Origin of the sequence: Thalassospira sp. (genome assembly GCF_040218635.1) — a bacterium.
In the GTDB taxonomy this organism is placed as follows: Bacteria; Pseudomonadota; Alphaproteobacteria; order Rhodospirillales; family Thalassospiraceae; genus Thalassospira.
On record NZ_JAVJRB010000012.1, the window covers coordinates 709873 to 733617 of the forward strand.

Below are 23745 nucleotides of genomic sequence, written 5' to 3' on the forward strand. Positions count from 1 at the left end.
TCTTCCTTCAAGCCTGATCTGGCGAATATCTTATCTCGCAGATAGTCAGTTTTTCTAATAGTTGCCAGTCGCAGCAAGTGCATCACCCGGATTGACGCCACAAGTCGCAAGAAGGGCCGTCAAAACGCCACTTGCCCCAAAGCGGAATGTCTCGGGCTTGGCCCACCCATCGCCCATGATGCTATCGGCAATTGCAATATAAAGGGCTGCATCTTCGGTGGTTTTAACCCCGCCAGATGCCTTGAAACCTGCATTAACACCATCTTCATCACGGGCATCACGAATTGCACTTAACATGGCAACAGCCGTTTCCGGTGTCGCGCCGACCGGCACTTTCCCGGTAGATGTTTTCACAAAATTCGCACCATGCTTGATCGCAAGGCGGGCTGCTTCGTAAACCTTGGTCAGGTCATCAAACGCGCCACTTTCAAGAATGACTTTCATCGTCGTCATCGGACCGCAGGCCATCCGTGTGGCATCGACCACTTCAGCCGCAATTGCGCTGTCACCGTCAAGGAACGCTTTGTAAGGGAGAACCAGATCAATTTCGTCCGCACCCTTGGCAACGCAGTCAGCGGTTTCATCCCCGACACGCTGCGCATTGGTTCCGCCTTCGGGGAAATTCACCACCGTGGCGGTTTTAACACCGCATTGCCCCAACGTACGCCAAGATGTTTCGACAAACGGGGCATAGACGCAAACAGCAGCAGTATTTCCGGCAGGGGTTTGGGCACGCTTGCAAAGAGATTCGATGACCTCTGGCGTGTCATCGTCATTCAGACTGGTAAGGTCCAGAACGGAAATGGCACGACGCGCAGTATCAGCGTCGGCCACTGCCTTTTGTTTGGCAGCAGCAATTACGTCAGAAACAGTTTTCGGGTCGAACATCAAGGCATCCTAGCAACGCGCCGTGCGCGGTTATTTTGGTAAACGCCGCGATCTCATATCAATGCATAAGATCGCGGCGAAAGTCGGGTTTAAGACCACATCTGATCTCAAAAATAAAGACGGATCAATCAACAGCCAAGAAGGTACCCAACCTTGTCCCGGCAAGCAATCAATCCGTCCTAAAACACAGTTTCAATCAGAACAGGAAGAACCGGCTCTGAACGCTGGAAAGACAAGTTATTTCGACAACAACAGCTGTCCTTCACGTCCGGCTATCGGCTTGTCACCAGCAACAGAACACAAATATCCCCCCGGCACGATCAAGCGCGTTCCAATTCGGGAATACAGAACGCCATCAACACTGCTTGAAAACACAGTCTTTTCACCGGTTTCGCAATCAAGAACATATCCTAATTCTTGACCTGCTTTGACCTTGGCGCCAGCTTGGGCAGCAAACACAACCATACCGCCATGTGGCGCCATTACACGATCAACACCTGAAAGCGGGGTCGCATCACATTTGGCTTCGGGCAGGGGCCCCGGATCACCCGAAATCAACCCGCGACGTTGCAAAAACTTGAACATATTTGCCGCATCTGGAATGGCGTATTCATCATAAACATCACGGTCACCTCGCAACTCAATGGTGGTGGCAAGGGTCGCCATCGGGATCGGGAATTTGTCGCCATATGCACGGCGGAGTTCGACCCAAGGACGGCTAAACGCCTCGTCAAACGGGTTGTCGCCACTGATTTCGGCGATCAGACTGCATTCTGAGCCGATTTGTGCTGACAGATCAGCTGCATCTGGCCAGTTGTGATCGCTAATGTAAAGATGCATCGGTGCTTCCCAATCACAATGCAGATCCATCACATAATCGGCATCAATTGCAAGTTCCGCCAAGGTAAGGCGAAGGTCCTGCAGATCGGTCAACGGGCTTACGTCCTTGCGATGTTCCACAATGAGGCGACGCAATTCAGAACGGATCAACTTAACGTTTTCGTCCGGGTTCTGCCCAAGTTTTCCGTTAACAGCGTCGATCAACGCATCACTTAGATCGGGGTAGTGACGGTTGAAGTTCTGACCGCTGCGCATCTCAAACCTTCCAAGCGGTTTCATATCGACATATTGCGTAAAGCCAATCGGGTTGGCGAACGGTACAAGGACAATCTCGCCGGTGATTTCACCTTTTTCGTCAGCTTTTTTCAAAAGCGCTTCGAGATGATGCAAGGTGATGACACCGGGAAGCTCATCGGCGTGCAAGGCCGCCTGGAAATAGGCTTTTGGACCTGAACCGGCTTTGCCATAACGGCGGACCGTTAATGTGCGGGATGTGCCCATCTGGGGACGAAGGAGTTCGATGCGTTCTTCTTGCATGGTGGTATCCTGGAAAGTGGTGGCGTGGGGCAAAGAAGCCCGGCTGGATCAAAGCATGTCGCAACAGTTTTGCGGATGCCTATCACCAAGATACCGGGCTGCTTTCGTATTCTAACTCTTATGCGGAGGCGGGTTTGGCAGCCCCTGGCGCTTTGTCTTTACGGCGTTCATTCCGGCGCAAATAACGCTCAACACCCTTAAAGCCAAATGTCAGGGTATAGACGATGATCAAATAGATCACACCGGCCGAAATAAACGCTTCATAGGGCAGGGCCGTGCGTGCGACAATTTTGCGCGCCGCACCGGTCAATTCCATCATGGTGACGGTAGATGCAAGCGAGGTGGCCTTAAGCGTAAAGATCACATCATTGGTGTAAGCAGGCCAGATCATTTGCCACATGCGGGGGAAAACAATGCGGCGATATGTCGTCGATGATGACATGCCGCAAGCACGTGCAGCTTCCAATTCACCACTCGGCACATTCTGAATGCCACCGCGCATGATTTCGGCAACATAGGCAGCCGTGTTCAAAACAAAGGTCAGCAGACAATACCAGTAGGGATTGCGTAAATAGACCCAGCTCCAGTGGTCCTGAATGCCATCAATGTTTGAGACAAGCTGACCAACACCGTAATACATCATGAACAGCTGACCGATCAGCGGTGTTCCACGGAAAACATAGATGAATGCGAACGGGACCGCCTGTATCCAGACTTTTTTGGAAACACGTGCAACCGCAAGCGGGATCGCAAGCAAGGTGCCGAATGTTACGGAAATGACCAGTAATTCAGCCGTAAGCAAAAAACCCTGCCAAAGCCACCCGTCATATTTCCCAAGAACGTATATCAGATCTTCAAACATCTCTTACGCCCTCGCAATTCCGCGGGCAGCCCGCTTTTCAAGATGATTGAAGACAATCAGAGAAACCGTTGTAAATGCAAGGAACATCAACATCGCAACCAGATAGAAGGTAAAGGGTGCTTTTTCTGTTCCGGCACCAATGGCCGCTTTGCGCATGATTTCTTCGACACCAACCACAGAAATAAGGGCGGTGTCCTTGATCAGGACCTGAAACAGGTTGTTAAGCCCCGGAAGGGCAAACCGCCAGAGTTGCGGCAACTTGATACGGATGAAAATCTGGCGTGGGCTCATGCCACATGCGGTCGCAGCTTCGATCTGGCCAATTGGAATGGATTGCATGGCCGCACGGAATACTTCGGATGCGAAAGCACCTTGAACCAATGCCAGTGCGGCAACGCCGGACCAGAATGCCGGGATATCAACACGGGTTTCTTCACCCGATATCAATTCGGCAAGGTTCTGAACGGCGATTGTGCCACCAAAATAGATCAATAAAATAACAAGAAGCTCAGGAATGCCGCGAATAAGAACGGTGTAGCTTTCCCCGATAATGCGCAATGTACGATAACGGGAAAGTTTGGCAGATGCGCCCAACAATCCGATGATAATCATGAATGGCAAGACGGTTAGGCAAAGTTGAACTGTAACCAGTCCCCCTTCAAGCATTTGCCAGCCGCGGCCGTATAAATCGAGCATAATGTCTCCAGCTTTCCTTGATGCTGATCGTTCTTCACGCCCCTAACAAAAGACCGAACAACAATAAGGGTGGGGCGGCAATAATTTGCCGCCCCTGATATATTTCGCAGATCAATTCGGATGCAGATTGATCGCCGGGAAATACTTTTTGTTCAGCTCTGCATAGGAGCCGTTCTCAAGCATTTCGGCCAAAGCCTTGTTGAAGATTTCTTTCAGGTCTTGGTCTTCCTGACGGATACCAATGCCTGCGCCATCGCCAAACCATTCGCTCGGTGCGAACTGGTTGGAAACAAAGCCATAGCCTTTGGCTTCTTCGGACTTCAGCCAATCGTCAAGTGTACCGGAATCAGCAAGGGTTGCATCAACGCGACCAGCTGTCAGGTCAAGCAGTGCTTCGTCCTGCGTACCATACATGCGGATTTCGATGCCCGGGAAGTTATCTTCCAGGAAGTTCGCATGGGTGGTCGAACGCTGAACACCGATGACTTTACCATCAAGTGCACCGTCCATGACTTCGCCGTCTTTAAACGCTTCGATGCTCATGCCGTCTTTACCAACGAAAACAGCAGGGGTGCTGCTGTAATAGTCGGAAAAGTCGATGGAACGTTTGCGTTCTTCCGTGATCGACATCTGCGCAATGATCGCATCATATTTTTTGGCAAGAAGACCCGGGATCATACCATCCCAGTCTTGAGCAACGATTTCGCACTCAATTTTGGCGGTTTCACAAAGTTTGTTTGCAAAATCCACATCAAAACCGATGAGCTTGCCGTTTTCGTCCATCATGTTGAACGGAGGGTAGGCACCCTCGGTCGCGATAACGACTTTTTCCCAAGCAGCATTTGCTGCTGATGCGCTCAGTGCAATGCCAATAGCAGCTGCAGATGCAACCTTAATCCAGTTTTTCATTCAAACTCTCCCTTGTTAATTGGAATGGCGCACAATTCCTTGCTCCCATCCTTGCGACCGTGACCACACAAATCACAGCCTGCCCAAATCAGAAGTCCCGCTGAAGAAATTGCTTCATGCGTTCCGACTTTGGATTCTCAAATACATCAGCCGGATTGCCAAATTCCTCAACCCGTCCCTGATGCAAATACATTACGTGGCTCGATACGCCCTTTGCGAAGCCCATTTCATGTGTGACGACCAACATCGTGCGGCCTTCTTCGGCCAGATCAGTCATGACTTTCAGCACTTCACCCACCAGTTCCGGGTCAAGGGCAGAGGTCGGCTCGTCAAACAATAAAACTTCGGGTTCAATCGCAAGTGCACGCGCAATCGCAGCACGCTGTTGCTGGCCACCAGATACATGGCCCGGATAATAATCACGGCGCTCATACATTCCGACTTTATGAAGCAAGGCATCTGCACGCTCGATTGCTTCTTTTTTCGGAATGCCAAGAACATGAACCGGTGCTTCGATAACGTTTTCCAGAATGGTCAGGTGGCTCCAAAGATTGAAGCTTTGAAAAACCATTGCCAGTTTGGTTCGAATGCGTTGGAGCTGTTTTTTATCTGCGGCATCCTGCGATCCGTCCTTAAGCGTCTTCATGCGAATAAGTTCGCCATGAACGTGGACTTTCCCCGCATTCGGGGTTTCAAGCAGATTGATACACCGCAGAAAAGTACTTTTGCCTGATCCAGAGGAGCCAATAATCGAAATTACGTCGCCTGTATTGGCCGCAAGGTCTATTCCTTTGAGGACTTCATGATCCCCAAAACTTTTGAACATTCCTTCGACCTGAAGGGCGGGTATGTTTTTGCTCATATCGAGTTAAAAATTCCCCTGTTGAGAGTCTCAGTTTTTCGGTTGTCTTAGCACCTGTAATCAGATGCTCCCCCACAAGACACGCTAACGCGCCTCTCATTCCGTCAATAATTGCCCATCCGATGAGAGTATTTCCACTGATTTTTTGCAGTTTTATGAAGAAAACAGCGGTTTCAGACGGTTAATCGTCACAAGCAAGAACTGCATCGCACAAATCGTGCATGAGTAAGGGATTTTACGCAATAAAAAACCACAGTCGATATTCGGGCAATGGTATGACTGCGATCAAATGATCAGGACGATGTTCTATAGATTCCTCATAATCTCGTAGCTGACACCAGATTTTTTCCCAAACCCGATCACAAATAAGAACACCACCGACCCGTTTCATGAGGTCGATGGTGTTTGGTTCGAACCTGCATCCAGATCTGATTATTTGTTGTCACGAACAGATTTTAAGAACCCAAGAACTTCTTCGCGCAATCGTTGGGCCAGCTCACGCATCTCTCGTGATGATGTAAGAAGCGAATTGGCTTCTTCGCTCACCATGTTTGATGCATCCGACACTGCCGAAACGTTTTGGGAAACTTCTTGCGTGCCCGATGCTGCACGTTGAACGCTATCGGCGATCTCGCGTGTTGCAGCTCCTTGCTGTTCGACAGCAGCAGCAATCGCGTTACAAAACTCATTGATGCGTTCGATGGTTGTTGAGATTGATTCAATCTCTGAGACAGAGCGGGCAGAAGACCCCTGAATTCCGTCCACTTGGGTTTGGATGTCTCCGGTCGCTTTGTCGGTCTGGTTGGCAAGTGATTTCACTTCGCCGGCAACAACGGCGAAGCCCTTACCTGCATCGCCAGCACGGGCGGCTTCAATAGTGGCATTAAGTGCCAGCAGGTTTGTTTGACCCGCAATATCCTGAATAAGGCCGACAACTTTGCCAATCCGCTCGGCGGCTTCGGCCAGTTCAGTCACCGTTGCTGTCGTGTTGTTGACCCCATCCACGGCCTCTGTTGCTACGCTAATAGACTGGGTAACCTGTGCACCGATCTCGCGAATGGCTGCAGAAAGTTCCTCGGTCGCGGATGCAACGGCCTGAACGTTTTCCGTCGTAATGTTCGCCGCATTGGATACGGCGGCTGCACGGGCAGTGGACTCTTCAGCGTTTGCCGAAAGCTGGGTTGCGACCGTTTGAGTACGCTCTGCTGCTTCGGCAACTGTTTCGACAATCGAAAGCACGCTTTTTTCGAAATTGTCCGCCATTTGATCTAGCGCGCGTTTTCGTTCTTCTGCGGACCGTTTTGTAGCCTGTTCGTTCTCACGTGCTAGCCTGTCCACTTCTGCGGCATTGTTCTTGAATACCAGTACAGCTGCGGCCATTGCACCAATCTCGTCCTTAAGATCAGTTCCAGGCACTTCGACATTATTTTCGCCTTTGGCAAGGCGGGTCATTGCCGAGGTCATACTCAGTACAGGGCGTGAAACCCAGCTTCGTACCAATATTCCCATCAGGCCCATAATGGCCAACACCGCAACAATCGCAGTAATGATCGCGGTATAGCGGAATTCGCTAAGGGATGCATAAGCAGCGTCACGATCAAGCGCAAAGCCCAGATACCAGTTGACCGACGGCAATCCATCGACCCGGAAGAAAGTAAACAACTGATCGCCGGTACCGTTGACGACACTTTCCATGCCTTCTGCCACGGTTGGCGTGTTTTCCGAGAAGACCTCTGCGATTGGTTTTAGGGTGAAGTCTGCATTGGGGTGAATGATAACGGTGCCCTGATCATTGACCATGAAGGCATAACCGATCCCGCCCAAGTCAATGCTCCGGACCAGATCGCCCAGAATGGTGATGTCGATATCCCCACCGACAACACCAAGCAGCTTGGATCCGTCAAGCACGGGGGTGGTGGCCGTCACAATCAACTGACCGGTCGATGCATCTGTATAAGGTTCAGTCAATGTACTGTCACCGATGGCGACTGCGTCACCATACCATGGGCGTTTGCGTGGATCGTAATCAGGGGGCAGGTCATCTGGCGGATACATTGTCATGACGCCGTCTGCACTGCCGAAATAGGAAAAGATAAAGGACTCAACCAACGCTTCACCGCTGGCAACTTCGCTTACAGCCTCGGGGGAGCTATCGCGTGCAATATTGTTTGCAAGGCTTTCAACCAAAAGCCTGCGACCATCCAGCCAGTTCGATATGCCTGCCGTGGCAAGAGATCCGCTTTCTGTCAGTTTCGACTGAAGCGCACTTTGAATGGAAGTGCGTTGCTGGAAGTCAAAATACAGAATGAAGGCGACAAATGTGGCCACAACGATCAACGCTGCGGCAAGCAAAATACGACTGCCAATATTTAACGACATCCAGTCCCCCAAGCAAAGGTCTAACCAATCAGACAGATTGTAATGTTATTCCACGATTACAAGCGATTATATCATCAGACAAATGATTAGTTGAGTAAATTCGATTATACGTGCTCAGTGGGATACTGCTGAGGTCGTTCAACGAAAGTCGCATAGGGCAAGAGATCAACATCACTATGCAATGTAACGGATTTAGTTATTGATAATAGACCACATTGCCTTCAACCTTGAGGTTCCCCATATGTGTGAACTCCTTTGGGGGCAAAAGTCGTATAAACTACCGTTTAACGGAGGAAATAAAATGAAACGCGCTTTATTTGCAGGGATGGCGGTCGCGTTCGCTTTCGGGAGCACCGCTGCCGTTGCACAGGATCGTGCCGGATGGCCAGACAGTTTCACCGTAGGAACCGCATCGCAGGGCGGCACCTTTTTCGCATACGGTTCGGGCTGGGCAAACCTCGTAGCTGAAGAACTCGGCATTTCGGGCGGCGGTGAAGTCACCGGCGGCCCAATGCAGAACATGGCACTTGTTCACACTGGTGAAGCCGCATTCGGCATGACCACGATGGGTCCGGCGGCTGAATCGCTTGCGGGCACCAACCCGATTGCACCAGGCGTTAAGATGGACAAAGCCTGTGCAATGTTCCCTATGTACCAGACACCTTTCTCGATCACCGCTCTGTCATCTTCCGGGATCAAGTCAGTATCTGAAATTCCAGCAGGTGCAAAAATCGGCTTCGGCCCGGCGGGCTCCACCTCGGACACCTACTTCCCGCGTATGCTTGAAGAACTTGGTGTAAACTTCGAACGCCGCAATGGCGGCTGGTCCGACCTTGGTGGCCAACTTCAGGATGGCCTGCTTGACGTGATCGCGTTCGCCGCTGGCGTTCCGGTTCCTGCTGTCAGCCAGCTTGAAGTTCAGACTGATGTGAACATTATCGAGTTCACCGCTGACGAACAGACCAAGATCATGGATGCCTTCCCGGTATCTGGATTTGACATTGCTGCTGACACCTACACGACACTGACTGCACCGGCACGTTCGGTTTCCATGTGGAACTTTGCAATTGCCAATTGCGACCTTCCGGAAAGCTTCGTTTATGAAGCAACCAACGTTGTGATGTCTGACAATGACCGCATGGTTTCAATCCACCGTGCTGCGCGTTCTACTGTTCCAAGCAACTGGGACAAGAACAAAGTCATGAAATGGCACCCGGGTGCGGCCAAATGGTTCAATGAAAATGGCGGATCCATTCCGGCTGACATGATTTATTAAGTCAGCCTGATCTTTACGCCGAAAGGCGGGCCGCCAGTCGTTGGCGGCCCGCTTTGACTCAATCGCCGCAAAGAAGCTTGCCAAAAACAAACGAACAAGAGTGTGGGGAAACCTAATGACCGAACCGACTAAAATGGAAGACGAACATCTCATCGCCGATGGTGTTGATGATGAACCGGTTGAAAGCAACCGCCGTCTATTTCAGGGGCGGGGGCTGACATTTATTACAATCTCGGCTGCGATCTATGCCGCGTTCCATATGTTGGCCCTTAATGGTGTCTCGCTGTCAGGCATGACAGGTGGGTTTGTCAATTTGGGTTTCCTACCTGATTTCCCACTTGAGACGTGGAATTTCCGTATCGTCCACGTCGCGGGCGCATTAGCACTTGGTTTTCTCTGGTACTCGGCAAGCCAGTTTTCTGACGATACGGGTAATGAAACACCACTGCTTGGCTATCTGTCCTATGTGTTGCTTGTCCCGGCCTTTGTTGCCGTTGGTGCTGCGATCAGTTTCTACTTTGAAATTGATAATGGTGTCATGTGGAACGGGATGGATGCCCGGATTAAATTCAATGAAACGTGGGTATTTGGTGCACCTTTGATGGCTGCGACAGTTGGCGCCATTGTGCTCTCATGGTTCCATAAAACCACCCGTGACAAATATTCTCCACCTGACTTCGTCCTTACTGTGTGTGCACTTGCCGTTGCGATCTATTTGATCACGATCTATGGCACCTTGATGCGTAACTCGACAGGGACGCCGTTCGCTCCGATTGGCATTTCAATTGCTGCGATTTCAGGAACGTTGCTGATCATGGAGCTTACCCGCCGCGTGGCAGGTTTAGCTCTCGTGATCATTGCTTCGATCTTTTTGGTCTATGTCTTTGTTGGTCAATTCCTGCCAGGCTTCCTGCAATCGCCGGCAATCACCTGGCAGCGGTTCTTCAGCCAGGTTTATACCGATGCCGGTATTCTTGGCCCGACGACGGCGGTTTCCTCGACCTACATCATTCTATTCATTATCTTTGCTGCATTCCTGCAGGCATCCAAAGTCGGTGACTATTTCGTCAACTTTGCCTTTTCGGTTGCCGGACGTGCCCGTGGTGGTCCCGCCAAGGTTGCGATTTTTGCATCCGGTTTGATGGGGATGATTAATGGCACCTCGGCCGGGAACGTGGTGGCGACCGGATCGCTTACCATTCCGTTGATGAAAAAGGTTGGTTACCACAAGAAAACCGCAGGTGCGATCGAAGCCGCCGCCTCGACCGGTGGACAGATCATGCCGCCAATCATGGGAGCAGGTGCCTTCATCATGGCGGAAATCACCGGAATTCCTTATACCGATATTGCGATTGCTGCCGTTATTCCGGCCATCCTTTATTTCGTATCGATCTATTTCATGGTTGATTTCGAAGCCGCCAAACTCGGCATGCGCGGGATGAAAGAAGAAGAACTCCCGCGCTTTAATGTCATGGTAAAACAGGTCTATCTGTTCTTACCGATCATTATTCTGATCGTTGCTCTGTTCCTCGGCTATTCCGTTATTCGTGCGGGTACGCTGGCAACAGTGGCAGCTGTGGTGGTTAGTTGGCTGACGCCAAACCGGGTGGGCGTTAAATCGGTTTTGAAGGCCTTTGAACTCGCGGGTGGGATGTCGATCCAGATCATCGCGGTATGTGCCTGTGCGGGCATTATCGTTGGGGTGATTGCTCTTACCGGTGTTGGTGCGCGGTTCTCAAACCTGCTGCTCGGACTGGCTGAAGCATCGCAGCTTCTGGCTCTGGTCTTTGCAATGTTGATTGCCATCCTTCTTGGGATGGGAATGCCGACGACGGCAGCATATGCTGTTGCCGCATCTGTGGTTGCGCCAGGATTGATTGAGCTTGGAATTGAACCACTTACAGCACACTTCTTCGTGTTTTACTTTGCGGTTGTATCGGCGATTACGCCGCCGGTTGCCTTGGCTTCTTATGCTGCTGCGGGAATATCCGGGGCGAACCCGATGGAGACGTCTGTTGCGTCGTTCAAAATCGGGATCGCAGCCTTTATCGTGCCGTTCATGTTCTTCTACAATTCGGCCATTCTTATGGATGGAACCTACTTGCAGATCGGACAGGCCTTTGTGACCGCAGTTGTTGGCGTGTTCTTACTCTCGGCCGGGGTTCAAGGCTGGTTCCTTGGACGGAACGCTGTGTGGTTCCTGCGGATTGCGCTGATCATTGCTGCATTGTTCATGATCTCTGGCGGGTTGGTTACTGATTTGATCGGTGTTGCGATTGCGGTCGCAACGTTGCTTATCCAGCGTTTCATCAATCCGAAACCGGGCACAACATTCCGAACTGGTGGTGCTGACTAAAACCGTCTGAACGTAATTGATTTCAATACGAAAAAGCGCACCAGATATGGTGCGCTTTTTTACTAGTATTTCAAAGTGTTGGCTGATTATTCAGCAACCTTTTTCACAAATTCCGACTTCAACCCCATAGAACCAATCCCCGGAATTTTGCAATCAATGTCATGGTCACCTTCGACAAGCCGAATGCCTTTAACCTTCGTGCCCACCTTGACGACTGAAGACGATCCTTTGACCTTCAAATCCTTGATAACCGTTACCGTGTCACCATCAGAAAGCGGCGTTCCATTGGAATCGCGCACAACATTTTCCGAAGATGTATTAGCAGATAACGACCATTCATGCGCGCATTCAGGACAAATCAATAAGTCGCCGTCTTCGTAAGTGTAGGGAGATTGGCATTTGGGGCAGGCGGGTAATTCGCTCATATCATTGGCCTTTTAGACGGTGTTTCACACGTCAAAGCAGATACAGCATGCGTTTGCCGCAGTCTTTTACGGCTGCGCCAGATTCTTAAATTCTGCACTGTCTGAAGGGAATGGCGGAGAGGGTGGGATTCGAACCCACGGTACCCGTAAAGGCACGACGGTTTTCAAGACCGTTGCATTCAACCGCTCTGCCACCTCTCCGCAAATTGGTCCGAGCATTTCGCTCTGGGCGCTTCAATAAATTGGGTGCGCGGCGCTGTCAATAGGGCAATCGAATATTGCATCGAATGCTGGTTAAATAATGTGATTTCAGTATGGTACTAGCAACCATAAGGTGAGCAACATTCGGATTTATATTGCGTGTTCTATTTTCTTTCAAAAATTGTCGGATATTTGATCAATATCAGCTTGGTGCATGGCATCATCCTGTTTGCACTATTTTGTCTCCTGTTCCTGAAAAGAACACGACGATTTGCCTTGTGCGGATTGGTAGGGGTGACCGCACTTTCGTTACTGGTTACAGTCATTCCCCTAGGTGCGTTCCTGTCACAAACACTGGAAACTCGGTTTGAGCGACCTGATTTGGAGCAAACTGAGTTTGCCGGTGTTGTGACGCTATCGGGCAGCATTGATCCCACCAGCTATTTGAACCGCGGTGAAGTACAGTTTTTAAGTGCGCCTGATCGGGTGTTCACGATGTTACGTTTGGCAAACCAATATCCAACGAAACCGGTCATATTCACTGGTGGAGACGGCTCTTTGTCAGATCGCGGTTTTAGCGAAGGCGCTGTTTTAGAATCTTGGCTGGGCGATTCGAAAATGCGAACGCCCAATATGCATTTCGAGACAAAGGCGCGGAACACATATGAGAATGCCCTAAATAGCCGTGAGATGGTTTATGGAAAATGGCCCGAACTTGCACAAAAGCCTTGGGTTCTAGTGACTTCTGCGGATCATATGCCGCGCGCGGTCGGTGTTTTTCGCCAAGCAGGCTGGAAAGTTATTCCATATCCGGTTGGAAGATTCACATCAGACAGCATCCATTTAGCAAGTCTTAACGTCTCAGGCGGTATCAAATCCCTAGGCCGTGGTCTGCGTGAATGGGTTGGTTTGACCGCCTATTACTGGACTGGCCGATCGAATGAATGGTTTCCCGGACCACAATCCGAGGCGACTGAAAATTAAATATCCTGGATGGGGCTTTTGATGAAACTCTGGAAACTGATGACCGCTGCTTCGGTGCTTGCTGTCCTGACTGTGAACGCACCTGCCTTTGCTCAGACAGACGAAAAACTTCCAGAATTCACCACAGAAGGGTTCGATGAATGGCTGGTCGACTTCAAGAACGAAGCCGCCGCCAAAGGGATTTCGGCACCAACGCTTGAGATCGCCTTCGCCAAAACCCAACCAATCCCCAAAGTTATTGAATATGACCGCAGCCAGCCTGAATTCAAACTGACCTTCGAGCAGTATATTCAGCGCGTTGTGCCGCAATCGCGTATCGATGAGGGACGCAGGAAATATGCGGAAAATCGTGACGTGATTGACGCGGCAGCCAAAAAATACGGCGTTCCGGGACAATATCTGACGGCATTCTGGGGCATAGAGACTGGTTTTGGTCGGTTCACTGGCGGATACTCGGTTGTCGATTCTCTAGCCACATTGGCCTTTGAAGGCCGCCGTGCTGAATATTTCCGTAAAGAATTGATGAACGCCCTGACCATCATTGATGCCGGTCACATTGCTGCCGAAGACATGACCGGATCATGGGCCGGAGCAATGGGGCAGGCGCAGTTTATGCCGTCGACCTTCCTGAATTACGCCCGCGACGGGAACGCTGATGGCAAGATCGACCTTTGGGGTGCAAAGGAAGATGTCTTTGCATCTGCTGCGAACTATCTCTCGTCTGTCGGCTGGAAGACTGATGAGCGTTGGGGCCGCAAAGTTAGTATTCCGCAAGATTTTGATACCAAACTGGAAGGGCGAGACATTCGCAAGCCGATTTCAGAATGGCAGAGTCTTGGTGTTCGCATGCCCAATGGCACGGATCTTCCGAAGGCCGATATGGAAGCATCAATTGTAACCGTAAATGACGGTGAAGGCCCTGCATATATGGTTTATAATAACTTCCACACCATCATGCACTGGAACAGGTCGACATACTTTGCGATTGCTGTGGGCACTTTGGCAAATGCGATTGCTGGTCATAACTAGACTGGTTTCGGTGAAGGGCGTTTGCCCGCACCTCATATGACAGAGCATCTTTAAGCGGGGACACCTTGATGCCAAAACCAAGAAAAAGTGCTTTTGCACATATGCGTAAAAAGGGTCGCCTCGCCATGGGCGTGGTGGCTCTTGGTATGCTTTTGGCTGGTTGTGCTGAAACCCAGCTTGCTGTTCATGGCGTGAAACGCATGGGTGGACAAACCCAGCCAACGCAGATTGGCAATTACAAGATCGGTAATCCGTATGAGATTGCAGGCCAGTGGTATTATCCTGCAGTTGACTATGAATATAATGAAACGGGGATTGCATCTTGGTACGGCCCCAAATTTCATGGAAAGCCAACGGCAAATGGTGAAATTTTTGACCAGTACGAAGTCTCGGCTGCCCATCGTACCTTGCCACTGCCGAGCGTTGTGCGCGTAACGAACCTTGAAAACGGCCGTTCGCTTAAAGTTCGTATTAATGACCGTGGCCCGTTTGCCCACGGACGTATCATCGACATGTCGCGCCGTGCCGCCCAGTTGCTTGGGTTCGAGAAAAAGGGCACTGCAAAAGTCATGGTAGAAGTGGTCGAATCTGAAAGTCGTCAAATGGCTGCGATTGCACAGGGAAAAGCAGCCCCGGCCGTCACTGTCGCCGAACAAAATACAGTTACGGCGGCTCCGCGTGATGTCGTTGAGACCGTACGTCTTGACGATGGTCCAATCACCGATAGCGGTGCCCCAACGACGTCGAAGATTAAATTAACCCCGCCATCAGCACCAACTTCAAGCGTTTCGACAACACCGCTTGAAGGGACAGTCGAAGAAGTCTCCATTGTTGAAGTCGCCCCGGTGCCTCCATCATCGATCTTTGTTCAGGCGGGTGCGTTTTCGATCTATGACAATGCGTTGAACCTTCGCAACCGGCTGTATGATCTTGCCCCAAGCAAGATTGAGTCGATTGACGTAAAAGGAACCACATTTTACCGCGTTCGGCTTGGTCCGTTAAACACAGTCCCCGAAGCGGACATTCTTTTGGAACGTGTTATCGCCACCGGGCAGAACGGTGCAAAGGTTGTTGTTGAATGCGCAGATGGTGGTTCAGCCAAGTCAGGCTGTTGATTATCAAACGCTTGCTGTGCTAACGCTTTGGCGGTTCAGTTACAGCCATACCTTTCTCATGAAGAATTTTGTTTTGTGAGAAAAGTCGCTGAATGTTGCACAATTTTGCCGGATTTGCGACATAAGCAACACTGCAAATACATCGGGCAACCGATGGAAACAGATTCTCATATACAGGGTTTAGGACGCTATGACTTTGATGCCGCCAATTCCGTTCAAAAATAGTCTGAACCGGGTAGTGGCCGGGGCCGCGATACTGGGGTCCGTCATGGCGATGTCTATGACCAGCGCGCAGGCGATAGAAACCAATGCCCGCGAAGCTTATATCATGGATTTCGATACGGGCGCGGTTCTGCTCGACAAGGATGGCAACACGCTGACCGAACCAGCGTCCATGACGAAAATGATGACCGTCCATATGCTATTTAAGCATATCAAGGATGGTAGTGTTTCGATGGACGATACGTTCCACGTCAGTGAGAAAGCCTGGCGTAAGGGCGGATCGAAAATGTTTGTCGAGGTAAACTCCAACGTTTCGGTTTCTGACCTTTTGCATGGGATTATTGTGCAATCAGGTAATGATGCTGCCATTGTTGTAGCCGAGGGCCTTGCAGGTACCGAAGAAGCGTTCGCCGATGAAATGACCGCAGAAGCGCGCAGTATTGGTATGACCAAATCGGTCTTTAAAAACTCGACCGGCTGGCCAGCAGAAGGGCATCTGGTTACCGTTCATGATCTGGCGACACTTGCCCGTGACACCATTCGTAGTTTCCCGGAGCTGTATAAACTCTATTCCGTAAAGGAATTCACCTATAACGGTATTCGGCAGCCTAACCGCAACCCGCTCCTAGGGACGAGTGCCGGTGTTGATGGCCTGAAAACCGGTCACACAGAATCTGCAGGCTACGGACTGACAGCATCTGCCGAACGTGATGGTCGCCGGTTGATTATTGTTGTGAATGGTTTGGGTTCAGTGCGTGAACGTCGCACCGAATCCCAGAAACTTCTTGATTGGGGTTTCCGCGAATTTGATAACTATGACCTGTTTGCCAAGGGCGCGACGGTCAGTGCCGCCAATGTCTGGCTTGGTGCCGAAACCAAGGTTGATCTGGTCGCTGATCAGGATATCCTTCTGACCCTGCCACGCAGCGCCAGCCGCGATATGAAGGTTTCGGTTGTTTACGAAGGGCCAATTCCTGCGCCAATCAGTCAGGGCGATCAAATTGCTACACTAAAAGTCGAAGTTCCCGATCAGGAAGCAAAAGAATTCCCGCTTTATGCCGCACATGATGTCGGGCGCCTTGGCTTTGTAGGGCGCATTGGCGCTGCTATCAAATACCTGCTTTGGGGGGCAAACGGGTGACGGGTAAGCCCGGTTTGTTCATTAGCTTTGAAGGCGGTGAAGGCAGCGGAAAGTCCACCCAAATCCGATGCCTTGAGAAATGGTTTCGGGGTTCTGGACACGACGTCGTTGTGACCCGTGAGCCCGGCGGTTCCCCCGGTGCAGAAGAAATCCGCAACCTTTTACTCACCGGCGACCCCGGTCGCTGGGATGCAGTTACCGAAGCCTTTCTGATGTTTGCATCTCGCCGTGATCATGTTGAACGCACCATTCGTCCAGCACTTGCTGACGGAAAAGTTGTTCTGTGCGACCGGTTTGCGGATTCATCCGTTGCCTATCAGGGATATGGCCACGGCTTGGGTGCCGATTACATCCGCAATCTATGGACTTTGGCCATCGGTGATTTCAAACCGGATCTGACACTTGTTTTTGATCTTCCGGTCGAGACCGGGTTGGAACGGGCAGGGGAACGTTTTGCCAATGTCAGTGCAGCAGAAGACCGGTTTGAGCGTATGGGAACTGACTTCCATCAACGTTTACGGGATGGGTTCCGCGAAATCGCAGCGTCTGATCCAACGCGTTGCCGTGTGATAGACGCAGCGGGTGACATTGATGTCGTAAGCCAACGGGTGATCAAAGCGGTTGAAAACAATCTTGCCGGGCAGGGACGTTAATCCATGGCCCGCGACGAGATTACTGAAGAAGACACACCATTTGCACCACGAAAGAATGATGCTCTTCTTGGCCATGAAGAGGCCGAGAAAACCATTCTTGAAGCCTGGAACAGCAAGCGCATGCATCATGCTTGGCTGCTTTGCGGGCCACGTGGTGTTGGCAAAGCCACCCTTGCTTATCGTATGGCGCGGTTCATTTTATCTGGCGGCGGCGAAAATGGTGGTGCTGGTCTGTTTGGTGATCAATCAGATGGACTTTATGTCGATCCGGAAGATCCGGTTTCGCGCCGCATTGCCGGTGGCGGACATGGTGACCTTAAAGTCGTCGAACGCCTGTATGATGAAAAGAAAAAACGCCTGCAGGGTGAAATCACCGTTGCCAGCGTGCGAACGGTCGGCAATTTCATGTCCAAGACCTCGGCCGAGGGCGGGTGGCGTATTGTAATTGTTGATGCCGCGGACGAGCTTAACCGCAACGCTGCCAACGCCATTCTAAAAGTCCTTGAAGAACCGCCGTCGAACGCAATGATGATCCTTGTTGCTCATCATCCCGGGCGATTGCTTCCGACCATTCGATCACGTTGCCGTCGCCTGAATTTAGGGGCGCTTGAAGACTATCAGGTTGTTGATCTGTTAGGTCGGTATTGTCCTGAAATGGATCTTGGTGAACGAGATGCGCTTTCTGGTCTTGCGGAAGGCAGCATTGGACGCGCATTGCAGCTTCGCGAAGTTGGTGGGTTAGGTCTTTATACTGAACTTGTGAACATTATCGCGGCCTTGCCCGATGCCGACGTCGCCGCACAACACAAGTTCGCCGAACGATTTTCCCCCGCCGATAAAGACGCATCCTTTACCACCATCACCGAACTTCTTCATTGGTGGTTGGCGCGTATGATCCGTTTTGCTGCAACCGGTCAGCCCCCAAGAGAGGTCGTCGACGGTGAATTACCTGCCATGCAACGCATGGCCGCCGCGCAACCGCTTGATCAATGGCTAGAGGTATGGGAAAAGATCAACGAATTGATGGGCGCGACCCGTGGGTTGCATCTGGATCGCAAGCAGGCCTTGCTGAATGCCTTCTTCATGCTTGAAGACACCATGCGAAACTGATATCGCGGCCCAATAACCGAAATTTTGACCATTACGGCCCATTTCGGGCCGTTTTGTTTCACGACTTGCACGAAGGATTTGCCACTATGACCGGGCACAAACAGCCCTATTACATCACGACCCCGATCTATTATGTCAATGACAAGCCCCATATTGGCCATGCCTATACCACGCTTGCCAGCGATGTTCTGGCCCGCTTTAAGCGCCTGGACGGGTATGATGTGATGTTCCTGACGGGTACGGATGAACACGGTCAAAAGGTCGATAAGTCGGCTGCAGCCAAGGGCATCGATCCGCAGTTATTTACCGATCAGGTATCGCAGAATTTCCGCGATCTTGCCGGTCATATGAATTATTCGAATGACGATTTCATTCGGACGACCGAAGAACGTCACAAAAAAGCCTGTCAGGCACTATGGAATACGTTGCTTGAAAGGGGCGAGATTTATCTTGGCTCCTATGACGGCTGGTATTCTGTACGTGACGAAGCGTTCTACGCCGAAAAAGAACTGATCGAAAAAGACGGTGAGAAAATCGCACCAACCGGTGCCCCGGTCGAATGGGTTTCAGAGCCGAGCTATTTCTTCAAACTTTCGGCTTGGGGTGATCGTCTGCTGAAGTTCTATGACGACAATCCTGATTTCATCGCACCACAAGCCCGCCGTAACGAAGTTCTGAGCTTTGTCAAAGGTGGTATGCATGATCTGTCCGTCTCACGCACCAGCTTTAAGTGGGGCGTTCCGGTGCCGGGTGACGAAGATCATGTCATGTATGTCTGGCTTGATGCGTTGACCAATTATTTGACGGCAATTGGTTACCCGGATGCAGATCCTGCGAAACTTGAAAAGTTCTGGCCTGCCGACCTGCACATGGTTGGTAAGGATATTCTGCGATTCCACGCTGTTTATTGGCCTGCATTCCTGCTTGCTGCGGATATCACACCGCCGAAACGCGTATTTGCCCATGGCTGGTGGACCAATGAAGGTCAAAAAATTTCCAAGTCAATTGGCAATGTCATCGATCCTTATGATCTGACAGAAAAATACGGTCTGGATCAAACCCGTTACTTCCTGATGCGTGAAGTGCCGTTTGGCAATGATGGCGATTTTGGCCATCGGGCGATGGTCAATCGCATGAACAGCGAACTTGCCAATGATCTTGGCAATATGTGTCAGCGCGTTTTGTCCATGATCCACAAAAACTGCAACGCTGCAATCCCGACCCCCGGTGCCTTCATCGATGCGGATACGGAAATTCTTGGTAAAGCGCACGGCATGCTTGATACGGTTCGCCCGCTATTTGACGAACAAGCCTTCAACAAGGGGCTAGAAGCGATCTGGAGCCTTGTGGGCGATGCCAACCGCTATGTCGATGAAATGGCGCCTTGGGGACTTAAAAAGACCGATCCGGCCAGAATGGAAACTGTTCTGTATGTTTTGGCCGAAGTCATTCGTCATGTTGGCATCTTGGTTCAACCAATCATGCCTGAGTCAGCAGCCAAGATCCTTGACCTTATTGTCCTTGCTGATGACAAACGCGGGTTCGAATCCCTTGGTCCCGACCATGCATTGGCACCGGGTACTGAAATTCCAAAACCAGAAGGTGTCTTCCCGCGTTATGTAGAGACCGAAGACGAAGGAGATAAGGCATGAATGTCGCACTTGTCGACAGCCACTGCCATCTGGATTACCCGCAGTTCTCCGACGATTTCGCCGGAACCATCGCGCGCGCCCAAAATGCGGGCGTTGGCATGATGGTCAGCATTGGCGTGAAACTGACAACCTTTGATCAGGTACGCGCCATTGCTGAAAAGTCCGATCATATCTATTGCACGATTGGCGTTCATCCGCATGAAGCCGGCGAAGAGGGGCTTTCAAGCCCCGATGCTTTGCTGGCAAAGACATCGGACCCCAAAGTCATAGGCATCGGGGAAAGCGGGCTTGATTATTTCTATGACAATGCTCCGCGCGATGCGCAGCAACAAAGCTTCCGTGCACATATTGCAGCATGCCGCGAAACAGGACTGCCGTTGATTGTCCATACCCGCGATGCCGATGATGACACGATGGATATCCTTGAAGAAGAATATGAAAAGGGGCCCTTTACCGGTGTCATTCATTGCTTCTCAAGCTCTGCCGCGCTGGCGCAACGTGCGCTCAAGATCGGATTTTATATTTCCTGCTCGGGCATTATCACGTTCAATTCGGCCAAGGAAATTCGGGCCGCACTTGAAGATGTGCCACTTGATCGATTACTGGTTGAAACCGATGCGCCGTATTTGGCCCCGGTGCCAAAGCGCGGAAAACCCAATGAACCAAGCTACGTTGCGCACACGGCAGCCAAACTTGCCGAAATCAAGGGTGTCAGCATTGAAGACATCAGCCGCATAACCACGGATAACTTCTTTAATCTGTTTACCAAAGCCGATCGCAAACATCTTCTGGTGCCGGGGGCTGGCGCACAGTGACCAAAGTAACCATTCTTGGCTGCGGATCATCAAATGGCGTGCCATCTGTCGGTCTTGGATGGGGAAAGTGTGATCCGAACAATCCACGAAACCGGCGCACACGTAGCTCAATCCTGATCGAGGAGGCGGGTAAGAAAATACTCGTCGATGTGACGCCGGATTTCCGCGAACAAGCCCTGCGTCACGATATAGACCATCTCGATGCTATTTTGTTTACGCATTCGCATGCCGATCACGTGCACGGTATTGACGATGTGCGCTGGCTCAATGTCGCGATGAGCCAACCGATAGATATCTATGCGTCGGCTGAAACGATCTCGGACATTGATCATCGCTTCAATTATGTTTTCACACCGCTCCCTGACGGGGTTGAGTTCTATTTCAAACCGGTTTTGGTCCCGCACGTGATCACAGGACCGTTCGAGGCAGCAGGGGTTCCAATCACCGTATTCTCACAAGATCACGGTTACGGTGAAACACTCGGCTTCAAAATCGGCAAGTTTGCCTATTCCACAGATGTCGTTGATTTCCCCGAAGCATCCAAACAACATCTTTATGATCTTGATGTATGGGTGGTCGATTGTCTGCGTCACAGACCACACAATACCCATGCGCATTTGCAAAGGGTGTTGGAATGGGTGGAAGAATTCAAACCCAAACAAGTCTACATGACCCATATGAGCATCAAGTTTGATTACGCACAGGCGATGGCCGATACGCCAGATAATGTCGAACCGGCTTATGATGGGCTTATCATCAACGTGAACTAACAGAGACACACGGCTATAACGACGTTTAAACGCGGTGTTATCACAGCGAGGCGTGTCTGTAAGGCGGTTCGATTTAATATCTCAATTAGTTCTATAATATATATTATGACAAATAATAGATAGACGTGATTTCAGCGCGCCACAAACTCTCTATTAAATGTCACATATCAACCAACACCATCTAACGATTGATATCGTTATGTTTTCTCCTGTCGGAATCGATCAAACGCAACGGCAATGACAATGAATGCCCCAACGAATGTTCCTTGCCAGAATGTACTGATGCCCAACAGAATAAGGCTGTTGCGGATCACTTCAATTAGTAGTGCGCCGATCACCGCCCCAAATGCAGTCCCACCACCACCGGCTAAATTTGCTCCGCCAATCACAGCCGCCGCAATCACAGTCAACTCCATCGCTTGCCCCAGATTGGTCGTCACACCGCCAAGCCAACCGACTTCAAGAACGCCTGCGATACCGGCCATCAGGCCAGAAAACATATAGACACTGACTTTTATCCGCGCGACTGGAATACCGGTCAAAACAGCAGCATTTTCATTGCCTCCAATGGCGAACAAATGCTGACCCCAGCGCAGTTGACGGAACGCAAAAGCGGTTATAACCGCGAGGATAATCAAAATGATCAACGGATGCGGCAAACCAAATGTCGCGCCGCCACCAAGCCACAGCAAAAAGTCATGATCCGGCCCAAATTCATAAATCATCTTGTTGTCCGACAACACCATGGCCAGGCTACGCGCAATAGACAGCATGCCAAGCGTGACGACAAACGGTGGCATCTTGGCATATGCGATCAAAACGCCATTTATTGCGCCAACAAGCATTGAAACCGAAAGTGCTGCGAGACACCCTACCCAGAACGGCATTCCCGCAGACATGATGACGCTAACCGTCATCGCAGAAATCACCAAAGTCGAACCAACTGATAAATCAATTCCGCCCGAGGCAATAACAGCCGTCATGCCAAGCGCGATAATTCCGACAAAGGCGAAGTTGCGCGTGACGTTAAAAAGATTGCGTTCCGTGGCAAAGCTGTCCGTGAGGATGGTTAATGCCAGACAGGCAAAAACAGCGGCCATAAATACCCAGAAAATCTGCTGGCTTGTAATTCGCGCAATCAATCCGTGATGTTGTGACCGGTTAATGGCATCAGCAAGAGTTGGATCTGACATGCTCATTGTTCCTTTTTCATTTCCACTCATGCTGTTTCGATTGCCCCGGTAATCAGGCCTGTGATTTCTTCTGGTGAAGAGTCTGACGCCTTTTTGTCGGCCACAAGTTCCCCGCGCCGCAACACAACAACTTTGTGCGCAACTTCAAACACATCGGGCATGCGATGGCTGATTAAAACCACTGCGATGCCATGATCACTTAATTGCCGGATCAGATTAAGAACCTCTGCGACCTGACGAACGGAAATCGCGGCTGTCGGCTCGTCCATCAGAACGATCTTTGCATCGCTCAGAAGTGTCCGAGCAATTGCAACGGCCTGACGTTGCCCACCAGACATTCTATGCACAAGATCACGTGGCCGGGTTTCTGATTTCAGACGTGCAAACAATTCAGCAGACCGTTTGCGCATGAACGCATAATCGACGATTTTTATCGGCCCAATTTTACGCGTTGGTTCACGCCCCAAAAATACGTTCGAAGCGGCCGTCATATTGTTGCAAATCGCAAGGTCCTGATAAACGACCTCTATACCCGCGTTTTGTGCATCCAACGGCTTGTGAAATACCGTTTTTTGATCAGAGATAAAAATATCACCAGAACTTGGTGCGAAATTGCCCGCAATGACTTTGACCAATGTGGATTTCCCTGCCCCATTGTCGCCCATAAGACCGACAACTTCCCCGGGCTCGATCGCCAAAGAAACGTTCCTAAGCGCCTGAATGGCCCCATAGCTTTTGGAAATGTTTTTTAGTTCCAGGACGTTCATTAATCCCCCTCCTCTGCCGCCGCACCAATTTTATCAGGCGACGTGCAGAGTGTTTCCCCATTG

Annotated in this window: 21 protein-coding genes and 1 tRNA gene; 11 read left to right on the plus strand and 11 right to left on the minus strand. The window is 50.8% G+C overall.

Translation table 11 applies throughout. The annotated features are described in order from the left end of the window. Nucleotides 1-54 precede the first annotated feature (54 nt). The 7 genes from deoC to RIC05_RS17265 form a co-directional block, all read right to left on the minus strand. On the minus strand, nucleotides 55-888 hold the full coding sequence (deoC, locus tag RIC05_RS17235) for a deoxyribose-phosphate aldolase (RefSeq protein WP_350045842.1): 834 nt from the start codon (nucleotides 886-888) through the stop codon (nucleotides 55-57). 237 nt (nucleotides 889-1125) lie between these two features. Further along, complete coding sequence (locus RIC05_RS17240) at nucleotides 1126-2265, minus strand: succinylglutamate desuccinylase/aspartoacylase family protein (RefSeq protein WP_350045843.1); 1140 nt, start codon at nucleotides 2263-2265, stop codon at nucleotides 1126-1128. Nucleotides 2266-2383: 118 nt separating this feature from the next. After that, a complete protein-coding gene (locus RIC05_RS17245) occupies nucleotides 2384-3127 on the minus strand; it encodes an ABC transporter permease (RefSeq protein ID WP_350045844.1) in 744 nt (247 codons plus the stop codon). A gap of 3 nt (nucleotides 3128-3130) precedes the next feature. Further along, entirely contained in the window at nucleotides 3131-3823 is a 693-nt protein-coding gene (locus RIC05_RS17250; protein WP_350045845.1) for an ABC transporter permease, read from the minus strand. 111 nt (nucleotides 3824-3934) lie between these two features. After that, entirely contained in the window at nucleotides 3935-4732 is a 798-nt protein-coding gene (locus RIC05_RS17255) for a transporter substrate-binding domain-containing protein (protein ID WP_350040655.1), read from the minus strand. Nucleotides 4733-4820: 88 nt separating this feature from the next. Beyond that, nucleotides 4821-5594 carry an ABC transporter ATP-binding protein gene (locus RIC05_RS17260; protein WP_502989556.1) on the minus strand — a complete coding sequence of 258 codons (774 nt, stop codon included), beginning with the start codon at nucleotides 5592-5594 and terminating at the stop codon, nucleotides 4821-4823. Between the two features lie 432 nt (nucleotides 5595-6026). Next, entirely contained in the window at nucleotides 6027-7973 is a 1947-nt protein-coding gene (locus RIC05_RS17265) for a methyl-accepting chemotaxis protein (RefSeq protein WP_350045846.1), read from the minus strand. A 301-nt stretch (nucleotides 7974-8274) separates the two neighbouring features. On the opposite strand from RIC05_RS17265, the gene RIC05_RS17270 reads away from it, so the two are divergent. Both RIC05_RS17270 and RIC05_RS17275 read left to right on the plus strand, forming a co-directional pair. Continuing rightward, nucleotides 8275-9249: a TAXI family TRAP transporter solute-binding subunit gene (locus RIC05_RS17270; RefSeq protein WP_350040653.1), complete on the plus strand. Its 975-nt coding sequence runs from the start codon at nucleotides 8275-8277 to the stop codon at nucleotides 9247-9249. A gap of 115 nt (nucleotides 9250-9364) precedes the next feature. After that, nucleotides 9365-11605, plus strand: a complete 2241-nt coding sequence (locus RIC05_RS17275; RefSeq protein WP_350045847.1) for a TRAP transporter permease — start codon at nucleotides 9365-9367, stop codon at nucleotides 11603-11605. Nucleotides 11606-11691: 86 nt separating this feature from the next. Here the strand turns inward: RIC05_RS17275 and RIC05_RS17280 are convergent, their stop codons facing one another. Beyond that, nucleotides 11692-12030, minus strand: coding sequence for a zinc ribbon domain-containing protein YjdM (locus tag RIC05_RS17280; protein WP_350040651.1), 339 nt, complete (start codon nucleotides 12028-12030; stop codon nucleotides 11692-11694). Between the two features lie 111 nt (nucleotides 12031-12141). Continuing rightward, a tRNA-Ser gene (locus tag RIC05_RS17285) sits at nucleotides 12142-12231 on the minus strand. A 159-nt stretch (nucleotides 12232-12390) separates the two neighbouring features. Here RIC05_RS17285 and RIC05_RS17290 point away from each other — a divergent pair. The 9 genes from RIC05_RS17290 to RIC05_RS17330 all read left to right on the plus strand — a co-directional run bounded on the left by RIC05_RS17290 (nucleotide 12391) and on the right by RIC05_RS17330 (nucleotide 21722). Beyond that, nucleotides 12391-13215, plus strand: a complete 825-nt coding sequence (locus RIC05_RS17290) for a YdcF family protein (protein WP_350045848.1) — start codon at nucleotides 12391-12393, stop codon at nucleotides 13213-13215. Nucleotides 13216-13236: 21 nt separating this feature from the next. Further along, nucleotides 13237-14244 (plus strand): lytic murein transglycosylase, encoded by a 1008-nt coding sequence (locus RIC05_RS17295; RefSeq protein ID WP_350045849.1) that lies wholly within the window; start codon nucleotides 13237-13239, stop codon nucleotides 14242-14244. Nucleotides 14245-14312: 68 nt separating this feature from the next. Further along, the gene (locus RIC05_RS17300; RefSeq protein ID WP_350045850.1) at nucleotides 14313-15359 is read left to right on the plus strand and encodes a septal ring lytic transglycosylase RlpA family protein; all 1047 of its coding nucleotides are present in this window, start codon (nucleotides 14313-14315) and stop codon (nucleotides 15357-15359) included. Nucleotides 15360-15639: 280 nt separating this feature from the next. Next, nucleotides 15640-16722 (plus strand): D-alanyl-D-alanine carboxypeptidase family protein, encoded by a 1083-nt coding sequence (locus RIC05_RS17305; RefSeq protein ID WP_350059768.1) that lies wholly within the window; start codon nucleotides 15640-15642, stop codon nucleotides 16720-16722. Next, on the plus strand, nucleotides 16719-17375 hold the full coding sequence (gene tmk / locus RIC05_RS17310; protein ID WP_350045852.1) for a dTMP kinase: 657 nt from the start codon (nucleotides 16719-16721) through the stop codon (nucleotides 17373-17375). Before RIC05_RS17305 ends, tmk begins: the two co-directional genes overlap by 4 nt. 3 nt (nucleotides 17376-17378) lie before the next feature. Further along, nucleotides 17379-18485 carry a DNA polymerase III subunit delta' gene (locus RIC05_RS17315; protein ID WP_350045853.1) on the plus strand — a complete coding sequence of 369 codons (1107 nt, stop codon included), beginning with the start codon at nucleotides 17379-17381 and terminating at the stop codon, nucleotides 18483-18485. A gap of 86 nt (nucleotides 18486-18571) precedes the next feature. After that, nucleotides 18572-20137 (plus strand): methionine--tRNA ligase, encoded by a 1566-nt coding sequence (gene metG, locus RIC05_RS17320; protein ID WP_350045854.1) that lies wholly within the window; start codon nucleotides 18572-18574, stop codon nucleotides 20135-20137. Continuing rightward, nucleotides 20134-20952, plus strand: a complete 819-nt coding sequence (locus RIC05_RS17325) for a TatD family hydrolase (RefSeq protein WP_350045855.1) — start codon at nucleotides 20134-20136, stop codon at nucleotides 20950-20952. Before metG ends, RIC05_RS17325 begins: the two co-directional genes overlap by 4 nt. Next, entirely contained in the window at nucleotides 20949-21722 is a 774-nt protein-coding gene (locus tag RIC05_RS17330) for an MBL fold metallo-hydrolase (RefSeq protein WP_350045856.1), read from the plus strand. Before RIC05_RS17325 ends, RIC05_RS17330 begins: the two co-directional genes overlap by 4 nt. Nucleotides 21723-21919: 197 nt before the next feature. On the opposite strand, the gene RIC05_RS17335 is transcribed toward RIC05_RS17330, so the two are convergent. Next, entirely contained in the window at nucleotides 21920-22915 is a 996-nt protein-coding gene (locus RIC05_RS17335; protein WP_206186362.1) for an ABC transporter permease, read from the minus strand. A gap of 26 nt (nucleotides 22916-22941) precedes the next feature. Further along, a complete protein-coding gene (locus tag RIC05_RS17340) occupies nucleotides 22942-23682 on the minus strand; it encodes an ATP-binding cassette domain-containing protein (RefSeq protein ID WP_350045857.1) in 741 nt (246 codons plus the stop codon). Nucleotides 23683-23745: the final 63 nt, after the last annotated feature.

Coding starts and splice junctions, on each gene's coding strand:
- RIC05_RS17245 (WP_350045844.1), bottom strand. CDS start 3,127: ATGTTTGAAGATCTGATATACGTTCTTGGGAAATATGACGGGTGGCTT.
- RIC05_RS17270 (WP_350040653.1), top strand. CDS start 8,275: ATGAAACGCGCTTTATTTGCAGGGATGGCGGTCGCGTTCGCTTTCGGG.
- RIC05_RS17315 (WP_350045853.1), top strand. CDS start 17,379: ATGGCCCGCGACGAGATTACTGAAGAAGACACACCATTTGCACCACGA.
- RIC05_RS17240 (WP_350045843.1), bottom strand. CDS start 2,265: ATGCAAGAAGAACGCATCGAACTCCTTCGTCCCCAGATGGGCACATCC.
- RIC05_RS17255 (WP_350040655.1), bottom strand. CDS start 4,732: ATGAAAAACTGGATTAAGGTTGCATCTGCAGCTGCTATTGGCATTGCA.
- RIC05_RS17275 (WP_350045847.1), top strand. CDS start 9,365: ATGACCGAACCGACTAAAATGGAAGACGAACATCTCATCGCCGATGGT.
- RIC05_RS17335 (WP_206186362.1), bottom strand. CDS start 22,915: ATGTCAGATCCAACTCTTGCTGATGCCATTAACCGGTCACAACATCAC.
- RIC05_RS17265 (WP_350045846.1), bottom strand. CDS start 7,973: ATGTCGTTAAATATTGGCAGTCGTATTTTGCTTGCCGCAGCGTTGATC.
- deoC (WP_350045842.1), bottom strand. CDS start 888: ATGTTCGACCCGAAAACTGTTTCTGACGTAATTGCTGCTGCCAAACAA.
- RIC05_RS17280 (WP_350040651.1), bottom strand. CDS start 12,030: ATGAGCGAATTACCCGCCTGCCCCAAATGCCAATCTCCCTACACTTAC.
- RIC05_RS17260 (WP_502989556.1), bottom strand. CDS start 5,594: ATGAGCAAAAACATACCCGCCCTTCAGGTCGAAGGAATGTTCAAAAGT.
- RIC05_RS17300 (WP_350045850.1), top strand. CDS start 14,313: ATGCCAAAACCAAGAAAAAGTGCTTTTGCACATATGCGTAAAAAGGGT.
- RIC05_RS17250 (WP_350045845.1), bottom strand. CDS start 3,823: ATGCTCGATTTATACGGCCGCGGCTGGCAAATGCTTGAAGGGGGACTG.
- RIC05_RS17295 (WP_350045849.1), top strand. CDS start 13,237: ATGAAACTCTGGAAACTGATGACCGCTGCTTCGGTGCTTGCTGTCCTG.
- RIC05_RS17325 (WP_350045855.1), top strand. CDS start 20,134: ATGAATGTCGCACTTGTCGACAGCCACTGCCATCTGGATTACCCGCAG.
- RIC05_RS17340 (WP_350045857.1), bottom strand. CDS start 23,682: ATGAACGTCCTGGAACTAAAAAACATTTCCAAAAGCTATGGGGCCATT.
- metG (WP_350045854.1), top strand. CDS start 18,572: ATGACCGGGCACAAACAGCCCTATTACATCACGACCCCGATCTATTAT.
- RIC05_RS17305 (WP_350059768.1), top strand. CDS start 15,640: ATGACCAGCGCGCAGGCGATAGAAACCAATGCCCGCGAAGCTTATATC.